General features: G+C 58.6%; 11 protein-coding genes and 1 rRNA gene. 9 read left to right on the top strand and 3 right to left on the bottom strand.

What is annotated here, in order from left to right:
• From rrf to uvrB, 4 genes are all read left to right on the top strand, one after another.
• Positions 1 to 104, top strand: a 5S ribosomal RNA gene (gene rrf / locus NBH09_RS08895); the annotation flags it as partial.
• Positions 105 to 296: 192 nt separating this feature from the next.
• Positions 297 to 938 carry a dephospho-CoA kinase gene (coaE, locus tag NBH09_RS08890; RefSeq protein ID WP_118081915.1) on the top strand — a complete coding sequence of 214 codons (642 nt, stop codon included), beginning with the start codon at positions 297 to 299 and terminating at the stop codon, positions 936 to 938.
• Positions 931 to 1,512: a lytic transglycosylase domain-containing protein gene (locus tag NBH09_RS08885; protein WP_118081917.1), complete on the top strand. Its 582-nt coding sequence runs from the start codon at positions 931 to 933 to the stop codon at positions 1,510 to 1,512. The genes coaE and NBH09_RS08885 overlap by 8 nt, the downstream gene beginning before the upstream one ends.
• 51 nt (positions 1,513 to 1,563) lie before the next feature.
• Positions 1,564 to 3,804, top strand: coding sequence for an excinuclease ABC subunit UvrB (uvrB, locus tag NBH09_RS08880; RefSeq protein ID WP_250787735.1), 2,241 nt, complete (start codon positions 1,564 to 1,566; stop codon positions 3,802 to 3,804).
• A gap of 65 nt (positions 3,805 to 3,869) precedes the next feature.
• On the opposite strand, the gene NBH09_RS08875 is transcribed toward uvrB, so the two are convergent.
• The 3 genes from NBH09_RS08875 to NBH09_RS08865 all read right to left on the bottom strand — a co-directional run bounded on the left by NBH09_RS08875 (position 3,870) and on the right by NBH09_RS08865 (position 7,693).
• Positions 3,870 to 5,510, bottom strand: a complete 1,641-nt coding sequence (locus NBH09_RS08875; protein ID WP_118081921.1) for an NAD(P)/FAD-dependent oxidoreductase — start codon at positions 5,508 to 5,510, stop codon at positions 3,870 to 3,872.
• 80 nt (positions 5,511 to 5,590) lie between these two features.
• The gene (locus NBH09_RS08870) at positions 5,591 to 6,862 is read right to left on the bottom strand and encodes an NAD(P)/FAD-dependent oxidoreductase (RefSeq protein WP_118081923.1); all 1,272 of its coding nucleotides are present in this window, start codon (positions 6,860 to 6,862) and stop codon (positions 5,591 to 5,593) included.
• The gene (locus NBH09_RS08865; protein ID WP_250787734.1) at positions 6,863 to 7,693 is read right to left on the bottom strand and encodes an Mrp/NBP35 family ATP-binding protein; all 831 of its coding nucleotides are present in this window, start codon (positions 7,691 to 7,693) and stop codon (positions 6,863 to 6,865) included. It lies immediately after the preceding gene.
• Positions 7,694 to 7,952: 259 nt separating this feature from the next.
• Between NBH09_RS08865 and uvrA the strand changes: the two genes are divergently transcribed.
• From uvrA to NBH09_RS08840, 5 genes are all read left to right on the top strand, one after another.
• The gene (gene uvrA / locus NBH09_RS08860) at positions 7,953 to 10,832 is read left to right on the top strand and encodes an excinuclease ABC subunit UvrA (RefSeq protein WP_250787733.1); all 2,880 of its coding nucleotides are present in this window, start codon (positions 7,953 to 7,955) and stop codon (positions 10,830 to 10,832) included.
• 133 nt (positions 10,833 to 10,965) lie between these two features.
• Positions 10,966 to 11,466, top strand: coding sequence for a Cys-tRNA(Pro) deacylase (gene ybaK, locus NBH09_RS08855; RefSeq protein WP_118081932.1), 501 nt, complete (start codon positions 10,966 to 10,968; stop codon positions 11,464 to 11,466).
• 3 nt (positions 11,467 to 11,469) lie between these two features.
• Positions 11,470 to 13,773, top strand: a complete 2,304-nt coding sequence (gene murJ, locus NBH09_RS08850) for a murein biosynthesis integral membrane protein MurJ (protein WP_250787732.1) — start codon at positions 11,470 to 11,472, stop codon at positions 13,771 to 13,773.
• Positions 13,774 to 13,779: 6 nt separating this feature from the next.
• A complete protein-coding gene (gene uvrC, locus NBH09_RS08845) occupies positions 13,780 to 15,720 on the top strand; it encodes an excinuclease ABC subunit UvrC (protein ID WP_328291085.1) in 1,941 nt (646 codons plus the stop codon).
• Positions 15,721 to 16,085: 365 nt separating this feature from the next.
• Positions 16,086 to 17,699: an ABC transporter substrate-binding protein gene (locus NBH09_RS08840; protein WP_006236162.1), complete on the top strand. Its 1,614-nt coding sequence runs from the start codon at positions 16,086 to 16,088 to the stop codon at positions 17,697 to 17,699.
• The last annotated feature ends 23 nt before the right edge of the window (positions 17,700 to 17,722 follow it).

The raw sequence follows: 17,722 nt of genomic DNA, 5'->3' as shown, positions 1-17,722 counted from the left end.
AGCATGGGGGGCACGCCCGGTCCCGTTCCGAACCCGGAAGCTAAGCCCCATCGCGCCGAGAGTACTGCGGGGTCAGCCCGTGGGAGGCCAGGGCGCCGCTGACCGGTGGACGGCACCGAGCCGCCATTGGGAATGTAGAAGGGGGAGGCCTCGCGGCCTCCCCCTTTTTTGCGTTATATACAAGCTGTCCCTTGTGAACGGGCCCTTCTTTTGACTCTCTTACTGTTTGGCTGTTTTTTGAACTGTCGCTTTGTATTTGCGCGATAATATCTCGCATTGACGTTAGGGAGGGCTTGATGTTTACCGTTTTTGTTTTGGGCAATATTGCTTCGGGTAAATCGACTGCCTGCCGCTATCTGGAATCTCGCGGAGCCCTGCTTATCGATTTAGACGTTCTTGCCAAATCGCTGTACGTGCCGGGGTCGGATATCGTCAATGCTCTTGCTGAAGAGTTTGGCTGGGATATTTTGGACGAGGAGGGCGGCGTTCGAAGTAACATCCTCGCTTCTCGAGCTTTTGCCTCTCCTGATGCGGTTGCAAGGCTCAATAGCATTGTGCACCCCGTTCTCATTGAGCAGCTTTCGCTGAGGATTCTCGATCCTGTCTGCTGTACGGTTTCGACTCCTCGCTATCCCTTTGCGGCGGTCGAAGTATCTGCTCCAGCTGGCTTTGAGGACGCCTTTGGCCTTGCGGATGAAATTATGGTTGTTAGCGCTCCTTTGGAGGTCCGTCGCGAACGCGCTATTCACCGTGGTATGGAGGCATCCGATTTTGATGCTCGCTGTGCTTGCCAGCCCGATGAGTCTTCGCTTTGCAGTCTAGCCACTACCGTGATTGATAACGCGGCGGGCGATAGCTCGCTCTTTGTACAACTGGACGCATGGCTTGCCCGCCATGGCCTTATGGACGCTACGGATAAGGGGACGACAGATGCCTAAGACGCGCTTCTTTACGTGGTATCGCCTTGTGCCCCTGACTGTCGTTTTCGTCTTTGGCCTTATCTCGCTCGTTTACTCGTGTGCTCCCGCCGCTTTCTTTAAACCGTTCTATCCGATTGACTATGAGGCGTATGTAAAGCAGTCCAGCATTTCGCATAATCTCGATCCGTATCTGGTATGTGCCGTCATCAAGTCGGAATCAAACTGGGATCCCGAGGCGGAATCAAACCAGGGCGCCCAAGGTCTCATGCAACTTATGCCCGAAACCGCTCAGGATATGATCGCCAAGGGCCTTGTCGACGGGGACGAGTATTCTGCCGATAACCTGAATGACCCCGCTTCGAATATTGAATTTGGGTGCGCATATCTCTCGTACCTGCTGACATATTTCAATGGCTCGACGGATAGCGCTATTGCTGCTTACAATGCCGGAATGGGCAATGTCGATGGGTGGGCGCAGCAAAACACATCGCTCCATAACGCGATTACCTTCCCCGAGACGCAAGCTTATTTGATTCGTGTCAATAATGCCTGGGTTCGCTATAAGACCCTCTATCCCGACCGGTTCGTATAGGACTATGCCTGCCGCCTGCGTATACTGCAGATGTATGAGTTAGGAGTATCCATGGCGGATTTTGAAGTTGAGCGTGTTGGCGGAGAGCTCAAACGCTTTGGCGTTGAGGGCTCTGAGGTGCCGTTTGAGGTCGTGTCTCCCTATGAGCCTGCAGGTTCCCAGCCAAAGGCCATTGAGTCGCTTGTGCAGGGTGTGAGGGACGGAGACCGCTATCAGGTTTTGCTGGGCGTAACCGGCTCGGGCAAGACCTTTACCATGGCCAAGACCATCGAAGCTCTCGGTAAGCCAACGCTGGTCATGGCCCCCAACAAAACCCTCGCCGCCCAGCTCGCGAGCGAGCTCAAAGAATTCTTTCCCAACAACGCCGTGGTCTACTTCGTCTCGTACTACGACTACTATCAGCCCGAGGCATATGTACCGCAGAGTGATACGTATATCGAGAAAGACTCCTCGATTAACGAGGAGGTCGAGATGCTGCGCCATCAGGCGACGGCATCGCTGCTTTCTCGACGGGATGTGATTGTCGTCGCATCGGTCTCGTGCATCTATGGCATCGGTTCTCCCGAGGACTATGCGGGCCTGGCGCCGAACGTCGATAAGAAGGTGCCGCTCGAGCGCGACGACTTCATCCATGCGCTCATTGACATTCAATACGACCGCAATGACTATGACCAAGCACGTGGCACCTTCCGCGTGCGCGGCGATGTTGTCGACGTATATCCGCCCTATGCCGAGCATCCGTTGCGCTTTGAGTTCTTTGGCGACGAGGTCGAGCTGATTGCCGAGATCGATGAGGTCACCGGCGAAATGCTACGTGAGTACGAAGCGATTCCCGTGTGGCCGGCTTCGCACTACGTGACCGAGAAGCCAAAGGTCAAGGCGGCCCTGAAATCAATCAGCGAAGAGTGCGAGAAGCGCGTGGCGGAGCTCAAGGCGACCGACAAGTTGCTCGAGGCGCAACGTCTGCAGCAGCGGACCGATTATGACCTCGAGATGCTCGAGACGATGGGCTTTTGCAACGGCATCGAAAACTACTCGCGCCATCTGGATGGACGTAAGCCGGGTGAACCGCCGTTTACCTTGATTGACTACTTCCCCAAGGATATGCTTTGCATCATCGACGAGAGCCATGTGACGGTGCCGCAGATTCGCGGTATGCACGAAGGCGACCGTTCGCGCAAAGTTACGCTTGTTGAGCATGGTTTTCGTCTTCCGTCGGCGCTCGATAACCGCCCGCTTCGTTTCGATGAGTTTGAGGCGAGGATTCCGCAGTTCATTTACGTCTCGGCCACGCCAGGCGACTATGAGTTGCGTGTGAGTCAAAACGATGTTGAACAGATCATTCGACCGACCGGCCTGCTCGATCCCAAAATCGACGTTCGTCCGGTCCGAGGCCAGATTGACGATCTTGAGGACGAGATTCGCGAGCGCGTGGCCCGTAAGGAGCGCGTGCTGGTGACCACGCTGACCAAGCGCATGGCCGAGGATCTGACCGATCACCTGCTCGATGCCGGCATTAAGGTCAACTACATGCACTCCGATACAGCGACGATGGACCGTGTCGAGATCCTGCGAACGCTGCGCGAGGGAAAGATTGATGTTCTCGTTGGCATCAACCTGCTCCGCGAGGGTCTGGATCTCCCCGAGGTCTCGCTGGTGGCAATTCTCGACGCTGACAAGGAAGGCTTCTTGCGCAATCGCCGTTCGTTGATTCAGACGATTGGCCGTGCGGCCCGTAATGCCGACGGCGAGGTCATCATGTATGCAGACGTTGTGACCGATTCGATGAAAGAAGCCATCGAGGAGACGCAGCGCCGTCGCGAGATTCAGATGGCATATAACGAAGAGCATGGCATTGTGCCCAAGACGGTCCGCAAGGCCATTAACGACATTTCGAGCTTTATTGCCGAGGCCGAAAAGACTGTGGGTTCCAAGGGGCGCTCGAAGGGCGACTCCCTTGGCCATGGCGCATTCTATACGCCCGATGAGTCGGGCGAGGGCGGCGTGCCGGAAACGGTGGCACCCGAGCAGACACTTGCGGAGCAGTTGGAAGAACTGCCGCATGACGAGCTTGTGCGGATCGTCGAAACCATGGAAGAGGATATGCGCAACGCTTCTGCCGCCATGGACTTTGAGGAGGCGGCGCGCCTGCGCGATGCTGTCGTTCAGATTCGGGCGATGCTCGAGGGTGCGTCTGAGGACGAGACGATCGAGCGCTTACGTTCGCAGGCCCGCAAGGGTTCCACGTTCGCATCGGGCAGAAAACGCCAGGGTGCACGGTTTAAGAAATAGCGAACAGGCCCCGAGTTCCCTGTGGAGCTCGGGGCCTGTGTCTTTTGCGTGCTGGAATTCGTGCGCTAGAGGTCTGCGATCAGGGCTTCGGCGCAACGGATGCCATCGGTAGCTGCGCTCATGATTCCTCCGGCATATCCGGCCCCCTCGCCGCAAGGGTAGAGCCCCGGGGTCGATACAGCGTGGCATTGACGGTCTCGAGTAACGGTGACCGGAGAGCTCGAGCGTGTCTCAACACCGGTGAGGACGGCATCGGGATGGTCGTAGCCACGCAGTTTTTTGCCGAGTAAGGGAATTCCCAGACGAAGCGACTCGATGATATGTTGCGGCAATGACTCATCGATTGCTGTCCAAGTCACGCCGAGCGGATAGGTGGGCTTTACCTTGCCGCATGTCGTGCTGGCGCGTTCTGCAAGGAAATCGCCGACGAGCTGTGCCGGTGCGTTCCAGTTGGAGCCGCCAAGGCGATAGGCAGCCCGCTCGCAAATGCGCTGGAGTTCTACGCCTGCAAGAGGATCGTCGCTGGGGAGATCGTCGGGCGTGACGTTAACGAGGAGAGCGGCGTTTGCGTTGCGGCCGGCGCGGGCGTTGAGACTGGCGCCGTTGACGCACAGATGGCCGGGCTCTGAAGAGGCTGCGACAACCTGTCCGCCAGGACACATGCAGAATGAGAATACGCTGCGGCCGTTGGGAAGATGGGTAACGAGCTTATAGGGGGCTGCTCCGAGCGCGGGATGACCCGCCGCGGGGCCATATTGCGCCCGATCGATATCACACTGCGGGTGTTCGATGCGAACGCCCATGGCAAACGTCTTTTGAGCGAGGGCGACATCATGGGTTTTGAGAACCTCGAATACGTCGCGGGCAGAATGACCGCAAGCAAGGATGAGATGCTTTGTGTTGATTGACTCGCTTGTCGCGTCGTGGGACGACTGGATGTCGATACCGACAATGGCGCCAGATGTGTCAGTGTGAATGTCAACGAGTTTCGTTCGATAGCGAACGGTTCCTCCGAGCTGTTCAATGCGCTGGGAGATGCTGGTAACGACGGCGGGGAGGATGTCGGAGCCAATATGCGGTTTTGCATCCCATAGAATATCGCGGGGAGCGCCCGCTTCGACGAAGGTCTCGAGGATAAGGCGATGGGCGGGATTTTTGGTTCCCGTATTGAGCTTGCCGTCCGAGAAGGTCCCCGCGCCGCCCAGACCAAACTGGATATTGCTCTCGGGGTCGAGGATGCGCTCCTTTAGAAAGAGGTCGATCGCATGTGAGCGGCGAAATGCCGGGTCGCCGCGCTCGATGAGCAGGGGTTTAAGGCCCGCTTCGGCAAGGGTCAGGGCGGCGAAGAGACCGGCGCAACCGGCGCCGACAACGACGGGACGCCCCTTGGGTGCATTCGGGACGGGGTTGGGGAATGAAGGAGCCTCGCCGTCAACCATGCGGATGCGCGAGCGGTTGCGCTCGGCGACGCGGTCGACCACTTCCTGTTCGAGTCGGGAGCTTGTCAGCTCAACTCGAAAGCTCAAAATAAAATGAACATCTCGCTTTTTACGGGCGTCGATTGACTTGCGATGGAGCTCAATGGCTTTAATCTGGGAATCCTCGCATCGCAGGGCTCGTTTGACGGCGCGTCTGCCAATAGCAAGGCAGGCGTTTTCGTCGCCGGCCTCATCGAGCGTCGCGTTGACTTGGGTGATTTCGATCATCGAGGTCTCCTTAGAGGCAAGAAAGAGGCCGTCCGGTATCCCAGACGGCCCGAATGCGTTTTTGATTATAGACTGCGCGGCTACAGGCTGCTTGCAGCGCGAATACCCGAGATCCAGGCCCACGCAAGGTTAAAGCCTCCGCAATCGGCGTCGATGTCGAGCGCTTCTCCGCAGACGTAAAGCGGGGCGCCTGTGGTGCTGTTCACGTAAAGATTGGGTGTCGAGACGCACTCGATAGATATGCCGCCACGCGTGACCTGTGCTGAGCGCTCCTCTGCCGTCCCTTCGACGGACAGTTTAAAGTGCTTGAGGATTGAGACCAGGTGGATGACATCGCGCGAGCCGGGATGGCACCGCTCGAATGCCGTACAGACGACGTGTGAGAGCTGCGGGGCGAGCATGCCGTCAAGCCAGTGGGAGTTTCGGGGCGAAAAATCGCCGAGCACGTTGACACGCTGCTCGAGCGTATCGAGCAGCTCATCTTTGGAGAAATCTGGAAAGAAGTCGATCAGAACAGTGTCGCCCTGGTTGATACGGCGAGAGAGATTGAAGGCGGCGACGCCTGAGATGCCGAAGGCACGGAACAGCACTTCGCCATCTTCTCGCCAGAGCTCTTCGTGGCTGCGCGAGAGCGTTAAGCGGGCTCGGACGCGCAGACCATCCAGAGTTCCGAGTGCCGTCCGGTCGCCGACGACTGATGCCGATACGGGGCACAGGACGGGGCGCAGGGGCGTCAAGGGAAGGCTAAACACCTCGGCGATGCCGGTGGGGTTGCCGCCCGTAGCGATAACCACGGCCCTTGCCTGCAGGGCATCGCTCGTGCGAGGAGTATCGGCTAACGCCTTTCGAAGCGAACGGAGCTCCGTCTTTCGGTCGCCGTGCTTTTTGGGTTTGAGTACATGAGCGGGACGGTCGATCTGAAGCGTCCAGCCTTCGGAAGCCTTATGAGCCGCAATGACGTTAGTTCCGCAGAGTAGGGTGATGCCCAAACGCTCGCATGCATTGAGGAGTGCATCGCGAACCGACTCGGCGCGAAGGGAGCGCGGGTATAGGCGGCCTTCCTCACGGATCGTCATGATGCCCAGCGAGGAGAAAAAACTCTCGAGATCTTGCTCGGGTTGGGGGCCCATGATGGATTCGACAAAGGCGGGGCGGTTATATCGCCGAATGTCGATGGATTCGTTTGAGAGGTTGCAGCGGCCGTTTCCGGTTGCGAGCAGCTTGAGACCGCAGGCGACGTCGCGCTCGACGACGCAGACCCTTTTGTCGACACGCGCCGCCGTAATGGCGGCGGCGAGGCCCGAGGCCCCGCCGCCGATCACCAAGACGTCATAGAAGGCGCTTGCGTTCACTTAGGCCTCGTCTGTCTTGTGCGGGGCGATGGCCTCAACGGCGGAGACGGCCTTGGGCAGCATGTCATCGGGCAGTGCGGTCTCGACTTCGCCCTTATCGCAGGCCTCGGCGAGTGACGGATTGATGGGAAGCTGACCCAAGATGTCGAGGTTGTAGCGCTCGGCGACTTCGGGGAGCTTGCTCTTACCAAAGACCTCGATCTTCTTGCCGCAGTCGGGGCACTCGATATAGCTCATGTTCTCGACAATGCCCAGAATAGGGACGTTCATCTTCTCGGCCATGTTGACTGCCTTGGCGACGATCATCGAGACCAAGTCTTGCGGGCTCGTGACGATGACGATGCCATCGACGGGCAGCGATTGGAAAACGGTGAGCGCGACGTCACCCGTTCCCGGAGGCATATCGACCAGCAGGTAGTCGATGGGGCCCCACGAGGTCTCGCTCCAGAATTGCCTGATGGCGCCCGCGATAACCGGGCCACGCCAAAGGACGGGATCGGTTTCGTTTTGGAGCAACAGGTTGGAGCTCATGACCTTGACGCCGTGCTCGGAGATCTCGGGCAGCATGAGGTTGCCGAGGGCATGGACATGGCGTCCGCTCATGCCGAACATTTTGGGGATGGAGGGGCCGGTGATGTCGGCGTCGAGAATGCCAACCTTGTTGCCGCGGCGGGCGAGCTCGGTTGCGATGGCGCCCGTCACAAACGACTTGCCGACGCCTCCCTTGCCGGAAAGCACAGCGATAACGCGCTTGACCTCCGACAGCGTATTCTCTTCAAATTGCGACGGCGTTGATTGTCCGCCGGCTGCTTGTGCGTGCTCGCAACCCATGTATGACTCCTTTGTATATGTTGGGGCCGGAGCCCCGCGGTGTGACACGAGCGTCATTGTACCCTCGTTTGCGAGCGGGAGTCATTCATGATGCGTGGCAGGCGATCGGCGGTATTCGAAAGTACGGACCGAGCGTGCGGTCTGCGGCGTCAGACAGCGCAAAAGGTCTGCGAATCTTGTATCACGAACATCTGTGCGCGTCGAGTGCGCTAAACTCATCGTCAGTGTGATTTGAAGTTGTAGGAGGCAAGGAGCTTCCATGTCTGATTCTTCTATCGTTATTCGCGGCGCGCGCGAGCATAACCTGCGCGATATCGATGTTTCCATTCCGCGTGACCAGCTCGTGGTCATAACCGGTCTTTCCGGATCGGGCAAGAGCTCACTGGCGTTCGATACCATCTATGCCGAGGGCCAGCGCCGTTATGTCGAGAGCCTTTCGAGCTATGCGCGTCAGTTTTTGGGCCAGATGGACAAGCCCGATCTGGACTCGATTGACGGCCTGTCGCCGGCTGTGTCGATCGATCAGAAGACGACGTCCAAAAACCCACGCTCGACGGTGGGCACCGTAACCGAGATTTACGACTATCTGCGTCTGCTGTTTGCTCGCGTGGGAACGCCGCACTGTCCTGAGTGCGGTCGTGTCATTGAGCGTCAGACGACCGATCAGGTCGCCGATAAGGTGCTGGCGGCGGGGGAGGGCCGTCGCGCGTTTGTGTTGGCGCCGGTGGTTCGTGGACGCAAGGGCGAATATGCCAAGCTGTTTGAGGACCTGCGTGCGGAGGGCTTTAGCCGTGTGCGCGTCGACGGCGAGGTGCGCTCGCTTGACGACCCTATCGACCTGGACAAGAAGTTCAAACACGACATTGAGGTCGTGGTCGACCGTATCGTGATTCGAGAGAACTCCCTGGGTCGCATTGCCGAGTCCGTTGAGCAGGCGACGGCACTGGCGCACGGTAACGTGAACGTGTATATGCTGCCCGACCGCGACGCTCCCGAGGGAACCGAGGGCGAGCTGCTGGAGTATTCGCTGGCACTGGCGTGCCCGGAACATGGGCATTCCATCGACGACCTGCAGCCGCGCGATTTCTCGTTCAACGCGCCCTATGGTGCATGTCCCGAGTGCGATGGCCTGGGCTTTAAAAAGACGGTCGATGCCGAGGCGCTGATTGAAGACCCCTCAAAGTCGATTGCCGATGGAGTCTTTGGCAGCCTGTTCGGCAATTCCAACTATTATCCGCAGATTTTTGCTGCGGTCTGCAAACACTTTAAGGTGAGTGCCGATACGCCATGGGAGGACCTGCCCCCGCGGGTGCGTCGTGCGTTTTTGGATGGCATGGGCGACACGAAGATTTCGGTCGACTATCAAAAGCTCGATGGGCGTCGCAGCCAGTGGGACACTAAGTTCTCGGGCGTGCGCAACATCCTGTACGAGCGCTACAGCGAGACGACGAACGAGAACACCAGGGCTCGCTTGGAGAAATACATTCGCGAAGAGCCATGCTCGAGCTGTCACGGTGCTCGCCTGCGTCCCGAGATGCTTGCCGTCACCGTGGGCGGCAAGTCCATTTACGATGTCTGCTGCCTGTCGTGTCGCGAGTCGCTCGAGTTTTTTGAGGGCCTGGAGCTTACCGAGCGTCAGCAGTTTATCGGCGGGCGCATCGTCAAGGAAATCCTGGAGCGCCTGCGTTTTCTGGTCGATGTCGGACTCGACTATCTGACGCTCGATCGCGCCTCGGCGACGCTTTCCGGCGGTGAGGCCCAGCGCATTCGCCTGGCAACGCAGATCGGCGCCGGCCTCATGGGCGTTCTGTACATTCTGGACGAGCCGTCGATCGGTCTCCACCAACGCGATAACGAGCGCCTGATCAAGACGCTCGAGCGCTTGCGCGATATCGGTAATACCGTTATCGTCGTCGAGCACGACGAAGATACAATTCGCGCTGCCGACTACGTGGTCGATATGGGTCCCGGTGCGGGCGTTAACGGCGGACACGTGGTCGCTGCAGGAACGCCTGCCGATATCATGGCGTGCCCCGATTCCATGACGGGTGCCTATTTGACCGGCAAGCGGATGATCCGCGTGCCCGATGAGCGCCGCAAGCCCGGCCGCGGCTGTCTTAAGATCACGGGCGCTCGCGCTAACAACCTCAAAAACGTTACCGCCAAGATTGAGTTCGGTACGCTCACAGTCGTTACCGGTGTTTCGGGATCGGGCAAGAGCTCCCTGGTCACCGATACGATTGCGCCCGCGCTTACGAATGCCATCCATCGTTCGACGCGTCCCGTGGGGCCGTACAAGAAGATTGAGGGCATCGAGTGCATCGATAAGGTAATCGATATCGACCAGTCGCCGATCGGTCGCACGCCGCGTTCGAACCCTGCGACCTATATTGGCTTGTGGGATGATCTGCGTGCGCTATTTGCAAGCACGCCGGAGTCGAAGGCGCGCGGCTACTCGCCGGGACGTTTCTCCTTTAACGTAAGCGGCGGTCGCTGCGAGGCGTGCAAGGGCGATGGCCAGATCAAGATCGAGATGCACTTCCTTCCCGATATCTATGTCCCCTGTGAGGTATGTGGCGGCAAGCGTTATAACCGCGAGACACTCGAGGTTACCTACCGCGGCAAGACGATCTCGGACGTGCTCGACATGAGTGTCACCGAAGCACTGGCTTTCTTTGGGAATATCCCGCAGATTAAGCGCAAACTGCAGACCCTATATGACGTGGGTCTGGGCTACGTGAGCTTGGGCCAGCCCGCTACGACGCTTTCGGGCGGCGAGGCGCAGCGCGTGAAGCTCGCCAAGGAGCTTCATCGTCGTCAGACAGGTAAGACGTTCTACATTTTGGACGAGCCCACAACCGGCCTTCATTTTGAGGATGTTCGCCAGCTGCTCGACGTTTTGCAGCGCCTGGTCGATGCGGGCAACACGGTTCTGGTGATCGAGCACAACCTTGATGTCATCAAGGTTGCCGACCGCCTGATCGATATGGGCCCCGAGGGCGGCAATGGCGGCGGAACCGTCGTGGTCTCAGGCACGCCCGAGCAAGTCGCGGCATGTTCGCAGAGCTACACGGGCAAGTTCTTGGCGCCGCTGCTCAAGCGTGACCGTGAGCGTCAGGCGCAGCTCGACGCGCAGTAAAGAGACGTTGCAGTACCGACGCGCCACCGATTCCTTCTGATTCGGTGGCGCTTCTGTGTGTCGAGATGGCATATGCGGCGGAATTGGCCCTATACTTAATCCTTGCGTCGCTCTGCGAGGGAAAGGATATGCCATGCCGAAGGCCGTGAAGACGCCAAAGACCAACGCCATGCGTGAGCTGGAAAGCGCCGGCATCCCCTATGTTCTCCATACGTACGAAGACGATGACGACGAATCGTCGGGGCTGGGCGTCGCGATTTCCGAGCAGCTTGGCGAGGAGCCCGGTCAGGGATTTAAGACCCTGGTCTGCACGACGCCGTCCAACGACCATGTCGTGTGCTGCATTCCCGTTGCCGACGAGCTCGACCTCAAGGCCGCCGCGCGCGCCGCAGGCGAAAAGTCGCTGACCATGATGCATGTCAAAGATTTGCTTGCCGCGACGGGGTATGTCCGCGGCGGTTGCAGTCCGGTCGGTATGAAAAAACGCTTCCGGACTCTGATCGATGAGACATGCGTCCTTTGGGATACCATTTTTATCTCGGGTGGCAAGCGCGGCTATCAGCTTGAGCTTGCTCCCGATGACTTAGTTGCATTTTGCGGGGCGACGGTTGCCCCGATCACGAGAGAGGACTGAGCGATGCCGCAGGAAGAATCAAAGCGCGGAGCTCACTTTGCAAAAGGGTCGGCTCCTCAGACGCCCGCGCCCGAGGCCGCTTCGTTCGATAACGAGATTCGAAACGCCTGGTCCGCTGCCGCTGACCCGGGCGAGACGGCCGTGTACTTGCGTGCCGCCGGTGCCGGCACGGCACTTCCCCGTACGGTTCTTTCTTCGGCTCGTCCCGATGAGACGGCTGTCTTTTTGGCCGCCGCTCAATCGAGCGCCAGCGTGATGCCGATCGCCTCCGAGGCTCCTCGTGAGCCGCGTCCCGATGAGACGGCGGTGTTTTTGATGGCAGCCCAGGGAAAGAGCACACCGCAGAGCGCTCCTGCCGCTCATTCCGCCAAGCCCACGGCTCATGATGATGGCGAACCGCTTCTTTCGGATGACGAATGGTCGCCGCTTGGTTCGACCGATCCCGTCGAGGGCGTGGCCATCGACGGTGATGACGACTGGGACCCTCTGTCGTTTTCTGCCCGAACCGTCGCCGCCAATGAAGTTGACACGGTGTTTGGCGACCATGCCATATTCGATGATGATGCCGTATCCGGTAACAACATGCCGAACAGCGATGACGCCGCACCTGCTGATGACGCCGTTTTGGTTGACGATCCCTTTGCGATGACCGGCTCCTTTGCCGTCGTGGACGATTTGCCGCCACAAGATGAGGTTTATGAGGACTCTCAGGACGACGTAGACGATATGGGTTCGTCGGACTACTCCACGGTTGGTCGTTCTGCTGGCCTTATGACCGTGCTGACCATCGTGTCGCGTGTCACCGGGTTTATCCGCACGTGGGCCATGGCGGCCGCCATCGGTATGTCGCTGCTCTCGTCCTCCTATCAGGTTGCCAACAACCTGCCCAACATGCTCTACGAGCTCGTGATGGGCGGCATGCTCGTTACGGCGTTTTTGCCGGTGTATATGGGTGTGAGGCGCGAGCAGGGTCGCGAGGCATCGAACGAGTATGTCGGCAACCTGCTTGGTATTCTGCTTCTGCTGCTGGGCGGTATCTCGCTGCTGGGCACCGTGTTTGCTCCCGGCTTTATTTGGACGCAGTCGTTCCTTTCGGGCGATGGCGGCAGCATGGATACCGCTGCGTTCATGTTCCGCTTCTTTGCTATTCAAATTCTGTTTTATGGCTTGGGCTCGGTGTTCTCGGGCGTTCTCAACGCACACCGCGACTATTTCTGGTCGACGTTTGCCCCGGTTCTCAACAATGTCATCGTCATCGCCAGCTTTATGGGCTTTGCTCCCGTGTCTGCACAATTTGGCGAGCAGGCCGGTATTATCTTGATCGCAGCTGGTACGACCCTCGGCGTCTTTGTCCAGATGGCCTGCCAGATTCCCGCGCTTGGCAAGCATGGCGTGCATCCTCATATCCATATCGACTTTAAGGATCCCGCGCTGCGACAGACGATCGCGCTTGGTATCCCGACGCTGCTCGCCACGGTGTGCATGTTTGTCTCGACCTCCATTACCAATGCCGCCGCGCTGGTGGTGCAGCCCGAGACCGGCCCTTCCGTCATCGCATATGCGCGCCTGTGGTACACATTGCCCTATGCGCTGATCGCCGCCTCGCTTTCGACGGCACTCTATACCGAACTCTCTCACGATGCGCAGGAGAAGGATTACGACAGCGTCCGCACGGGCATTTCGCGCGGTGTCGCCCAGATGCTCTTCTTCCTGATTCCGTTTGCGATGTATCTGATCGTCTTCGCCCGTCCGCTCAACATGATCTACTGTGCCGGCAAGTTCGATGAATCCGGTGTGGCGCTGGTGTCGGAGTTCCTTATCTATCTGGCACTTTCCCTGCCGCTCTACGGCGTGGTCGTGCTGATGCAGAAGAGCTTCTCGGCCCTGCTCGATATGAAACCTTATAGCCGCTATTGCCTGTACTCCGCTATCGGCCAGGCCGGTTCTGTGCTGCTGTTTGGCGTGGTGCTGGGCTACGGTATGCCGGCAATTGCGCTTTCGTACGTCGTTGACTACGTGGTCTTGGTCGGATGCTCACTGTGGTGGCTGCGCCGTCGTCTGCATGGCCTTCAGGTCAAGTCTATCCTGCATGGCGGTTTCTTCGGCCTACTGTTCGGTGGCTTGGGCGCTGCCGCGGGCGCCGGCGTCATGTGGGCACTTGAGCACTTTGTCGGAGCGCTTGGCAGCTCGATCCTCATTACCCTGGGCTACGTTTGTGTTGCAGGCGTCGTCTCGCTCGCTGTAACTTTTGGTCTTGCCTTCGTCTTTAAGATGCCCGAGGTCTCGGCGCTGCTTCGTCGCAAGTAGGTGCGCGTGGCAGGTCACGACAACATTCCAACACTTGCCGAGCAGGTTTCGCGCGTTCCCACGCAACCCGGCTGCTACCTTTGGAAAGATGCCAAGGGTGATGTCATCTATGTGGGCAAGGCAAAAAACCTGCGTGCCCGTATGCGTCAATACGTGACGCTGCAGGACGAGCGTCAAAAGATCCCGCTCATGATGCAGCTGGTGGCGAGCTTCGACTATATCGTGGTGGAGACCGAGCACGAGGCATTGGTGCTCGAGCGCAATCTGATTGGCCAGTACCATCCGTACTTTAACGTCGATCTCAAAGACGATAAAAGCTATCCCTTTATCGCCATTACCAAGAGCGACTTGTTTCCGGCTATTAAATACACGCGAGAGCGTCATAAACCGGGAACGCGCTATTTTGGCCCCTATACCGATAGCCGTGCGGCGCGTGAGACCATCGATACGCTACGCAAGGTTATTCCTATTTGCTCGGCATCCTGTGCGGAATGGCGCCGCTGCCGCCGCATCGTCGAATCTCATAAGGGCGAAGAAGACATCGTCAATATGATTTGCGCGCAAAACGGGCGTCCCTGCTTTGACTACCATGTCGGGCGCGGGCCGGGCGCATGTATCGGCGCGATTTCCCCTGCCGACTATGCCAAGAACGTCAAACGTGTCGAACGTTTCTTGTCGGGCCATCGCAAGGATGTCGTTGACGAGCTTACGTCCGAGATGACGGAGGCAGCCGAGACGCTCGATTTTGAGCGTGCGGCGCGCGTCAAGCGTCGCCTGGAAGTCATTAGGGGCCTGGACGATCGCCAACAGGTCGTTTTTCCATCGAGCGTCGATATCGACGTCATCGGCTTCTATCGCGAAGAGACTATCTCTGCCGCCTGTGTCTTTGTCGTTCGCGAGGGCCGAACGGTTCGAACTTGTGAGTTCATCCTCGATAAAGGCCTGGATGTCGACGAGGAAGAGCTTCAATCGGGCTTTCTTAAGCGCTATTACGACGAGACGGCTGATATTCCAGCCGAGATCAATCTCTCTGTCGAGCTTGAGGACGCCGAAGCGTTGGGGGAGTGGCTTGCGGGCAAGCGCGAACGCTCTTGCCATCTCCATAGGCCGCAGCGCGGCGAAAAGCACCGCCTGCTCGATATGGCTTCCAAAAATGCGCGCCATGCCCTCATGCGCTACATGATGCGCACGGGGTATGCTGACGATCGCACTAATCAGGCGCTCCTGGAGCTCGAAAGCGCGCTGGCGCTGCCTGCGCCGCCGTTGCGCATCGAGTGCTTCGATATCTCGACGTTGCACGGCACCTTTACCGTCGCTTCGATGGTGGTATTTACCAACGGCCGTGCCGACAAGGGCCAGTATCGTCGCTTTAAAATTCAGGCCGAATTGGACGAGGCGAACGACTTCGTATCGATGTCCGAGGTTCTGGGGCGTCGCTATGCTCCCGAGCGCATGGCGGACGAGCGCTTTGGCTCGCGCCCCGATTTGCTCGTTGTCGATGGCGGCAAACCGCAATTGACCGCTGCAATTAAGCAACTTGAGGCGCTTGGCCTCGATATACCAGTTTGTGGCTTGGCAAAGGCCGATGAGGAAGTTTTCGTGCCGTGGGACGAGACCCCCGTCGTGCTGCCGACCGGCTCCGCTTCGCTTTATCTGATCAAGCAGGTTCGCGATGAATCCCACCGATTTGCGATTACGTTCCATCGCGAGTTGCGCGATAAGGCTATGACGGTTTCGGTGCTTGACGACGTTCCGGGCGTGGGACCCACCAGAAAACGTGCCATTATGCGCCATTTTGGCTCGATGAAGCGTTTGCGCGCGGCAAGCGAGCAGGAGATTGCGGAAGTTCGAGGCGTTCCGGCCGATGTCGCCAAAGCGGTCCACGAGGCACTTGTTGCATGGAATGCCGAGCGCGCCCAAGCATCGGCCAGCCGTTCCGAAAACTAAACGCGCTTCTAAACAACTGATATACATGATTGGCTGATTTTCAATCATTTATTTCGCGGCGATTACCTGCTGATTTCGGGTTTTATTAACGCTAAAACGTTTGACTAGCCATGGTGAATAACCCTGCTATCCTGCGGGTTGACGAAGACTGATATCTCACCTCGTCGATACATACTGTCTGTCGAATCGTTTGTCAATGAATTCGGTGAACGGTAGTAAATACCGTTCAAGCGTATGTATGTATCGGTCGCCGAGCGCGGCACCCAAGTTGGGTTTGTCGGTAGGTAAGGTATATATCGTCCGCAAGTTGCGCGGGGGCAAGTCTAGGTGCTCCCGGGTAAGATTCTCTATTGATAGGAGAAGACATGGCCATCATCAACAAGGGTATGTCCAGGCGTTCGTTCCTCGGCCTCACCGGCAGCGTCGCTGCTGTCGCAGGGCTTGGTCTCACCGGCTGCGGTGGCAGCTCTAGCGACGAGGGTTCCGCTTCCGGTTCCACCGATTCCGCCAACCGTGGCGGCGGCGTGATCACCGCTGGTTCCGCTTACGCTCCGTCCAGCTTCGACCCCGCCAGCACCGGCTCCGCTGTGGGCCTGGGTGCTAACTGGCACGTCGTCGAGGGCCTCTACGGCATCGATTACCACGACTACAGCACCTTCAACGAGCTCGCCACCGACGACCCCAAGTCTGTGGACGACACCACTTTCGAGGTTACCATCCGCAAGGGCGCCAAGTTCTCCGATGGCACCGAGGTCACCGCTGACGATGTCGTTGCCTCCTACACCGCTTGCGCCGCTTCCGCTACCTATGCTCCGTTCTTCCAGCCCTTCGAGTCCATCGAGGCTAAGGACGCCAGCACCGTGACGGTCAAGACCAAGGTCCCCAACTTCTCTCTGCTCAAGGATCGTCTTGCCATCATCCGCGTTACCCCGGCCACCCAGACCGAGGAGGATCGCGCCAAGCAGCCGATCGGCTCCGGCCCCTGGATGTACGACTCTATCTCCGATACCGAGATCACCCTGGTTCCCAACCCCGAGTACAACGGTGAGTATGCTGCCGAGGATAAGAAGATCCAGTACAGCATCCTGACCGACCCCACCGCTCGCGTTACCGCTCAGCAGGAGGGCTCCACGCTCGTTATGGAGCTCGTTACCGCTGACGCCGTCGACCAGCTCGAGAGCGCCGGCTGCAAGATCGATAACGTTCAGGGTTTCGGCACCCGCTTCATCATGTTCAACGTCGCCAAGGAGCCTTGGAACAACGTCAAGGTCCGTCAGGCTGTCATGTATGCGCTCGACACCGAGAAGATGGTCAGCAACACCTTTGCCGGCCTTGCCACCGCTGCCAGCTGCTACCTGCCCAAGAGCTTCACCAATTATCATGAGGCTTCCACGGTGTACAAGACCGACGCCAAGAAGGCTAAGAAGCTCATCGAGGAGTCCGGCATCACCCCGGGTGCCATCACCCTGCGCACCACCGACAACGAGCAGATCAAGGGCATGGCCGCCCAGGTCAAGAACGACCTCGACGCTCTCGGCTTTGAGGTGACCATCCAGACCGATACCTCGCCGGCCACCTACGCTGCCATCGACGGCGGCGAGGCCTACGATATCCTCCTTGCCCCTGGCGATCCTTCCTGCTTCGGCGCTGACCCCGACCTGCTGCTCAACTGGTGGTATGGCGACAACGTCTGGATGCAGACCCGTTGCCCGTGGAAGGAGTCCGCTGAGTGGCAGAAGCTTCACGGTCTCATGGACGAGGCTCTTGCCGCCGAGGGCGACGAGCAGCAGAAGAAGTGGAACGAGTGCTTCGACATCATCGCCGACAACGCCGTTCTGTACCCCGTTGTCCACGTCAAGACCGTCTCCGCTTCCTGGGACGATCCGTCCACCGCGCCCAACGGCGAGGCTCTCGACGGCTTCAAGGGCATCGGCACGACGAGCATGTCCTTCAGGGGCGTTGCGACCGTCAAGGCGTAAGACTCGCTTGAGTCTGTATGCAG

It is taken from the genome of Collinsella sp. BG-O-102 (genome assembly GCF_023656745.1).
GTDB lineage: Bacteria > Actinomycetota > Coriobacteriia > Coriobacteriales > Coriobacteriaceae > Collinsella.
Note: the sequence above shows the minus strand (reverse complement) of the source record. Positions and strands in the feature narration are given on the sequence as shown.